This is a genomic window from Youxingia wuxianensis, from assembly GCF_014385085.1.
Lineage (GTDB): Bacteria > Bacillota > Clostridia > Oscillospirales > Ruminococcaceae > Youxingia > Youxingia wuxianensis.
In genome coordinates this window covers 1-1,529 of record NZ_JACRTD010000026.1, presented here as the reverse complement: position 1 = coordinate 1,529, position 1,529 = coordinate 1, and the positions used below count along the sequence as shown (strand labels likewise).

Here is a 1,529-nt window from a genome sequence, read left to right as displayed (position 1 = left end):
GAACGGCGGAGAGCAGCGCGGCAATATGCCAAAGAGAACAACGCCGCCGACAGGCTGAAATGATGTAGATTTGTTCATACTCTTGTGATATACTTTAGTCAAGAAACAAAGCGACAAATTGGAATTTGAAAACTATAAAATTACTATATGATAGTCATAAGACAAGGAGGAGAATGGATATGTCAAAAGGTACTAAATATTCACAACAGTTTAAAGAAGATGCTGTTCAGTATAGAAAGGATCATCCTGAATTGCCGCTTCGTAAAGCAGCCGAAAATCTTGGGGTATCTTTAAATACTGTAGAAAAGAGGAAGGAAATAATAAATGGCTAAAATGAGAATATCACCGGAATTGAAAAAACTGATCGAAAAATACCGCTGCGTAAAAGATACGGAAGGAATGTCTCCTGCTAAGGTATATAAGCTGGTGGGAGAAAATGAAAACCTATATTTAAAAATGACGGACAGCCGGTATAAAGGGACCACCTATGATGTGGAACGGGAAAAGGACATGATGCTATGGCTGGAAGGAAAGCTGCCTGTTCCAAAGGTCCTGCACTTTGAACGGCATGATGGCTGGAGCAATCTGCTCATGAGTGAGGCCGATGGCGTCCTTTGCTCGGAAGAGTATGAAGATGAACAAAGCCCTGAAAAGATTATCGAGCTGTATGCGGAGTGCATCAGGCTCTTTCACTCCATCGACATATCGGATTGTCCCTATACGAATAGCTTAGACAGCCGCTTAGCCGAATTGGATTACTTACTGAATAACGATCTGGCCGATGTGGATTGCGAAAACTGGGAAGAAGACACTCCATTTAAAGATCCGCGCGAGCTGTATGATTTTTTAAAGACGGAAAAGCCCGAAGAGGAACTTGTCTTTTCCCACGGCGACCTGGGAGACAGCAACATCTTTGTGAAAGATGGCAAAGTAAGTGGCTTTATTGATCTTGGGAGAAGCGGCAGGGCGGACAAGTGGTATGACATTGCCTTCTGCGTCCGGTCGATCAGGGAGGATATCGGGGAAGAACAGTATGTCGAGCTATTTTTTGACTTACTGGGGATCAAGCCTGATTGGGAGAAAATAAAATATTATATTTTACTGGATGAATTGTTTTAGTACCTAGATTTAGATGTCTAAAAAGCTTTAACTACAAGCTTTTTAGACATCTAATCTTTTCTGAAGTACATCCGCAACTGTCCATACTCTGATGTTTTATATCTTTTCTAAAAGTTCGCTAGATAGAGTTCTATATTAGAGATGTAAAGAGTTTTGGTGAAGAGGTTTGTGAGTATGGCTTTTATAACCAGGGTGCAATGAGAAGCACTAACAGCAGCTACAATTAGAAAAGACCCCTTTTTCTATTCTGTAATAAAAGGAAAAATTGATTACAACTATATAGAGAATATCGTAGAATAATGCACATTTGCCCATTTATCGAACAGTACACAGCAAAACTTAATACCCCACCCACAAGGGACAGCCGAGAAAATCGACTGTCCTTTTTCTATGCCGACAGGCAGAAAGGA

2 protein-coding genes are annotated in these 1,529 nt (G+C 40.9%); both read left to right on the top strand.

What is annotated here, in order from left to right; all coding sequences use genetic code 11:
* Positions 1-179 precede the first annotated feature (179 nt).
* Complete coding sequence (locus tag H8705_RS13610; RefSeq protein WP_152789370.1) at positions 180-332, top strand: helix-turn-helix domain-containing protein; 153 nt, start codon at positions 180-182, stop codon at positions 330-332.
* Entirely contained in the window at positions 325-1,119 is a 795-nt protein-coding gene (aph(3')-IIIa, locus tag H8705_RS13605; protein ID WP_001096887.1) for an aminoglycoside O-phosphotransferase APH(3')-IIIa, read from the top strand. The genes H8705_RS13610 and aph(3')-IIIa overlap by 8 nt, the downstream gene beginning before the upstream one ends.
* Positions 1,120-1,529: the final 410 nt, after the last annotated feature.

Bases quoted from the DNA above. Each gene is read 5' to 3' on its own strand.
- H8705_RS13610 (WP_152789370.1), top strand. From the start codon at position 180: ATGTCAAAAGGTACTAAATATTCACAACAGTTTAAAGAAGATGCTGTT.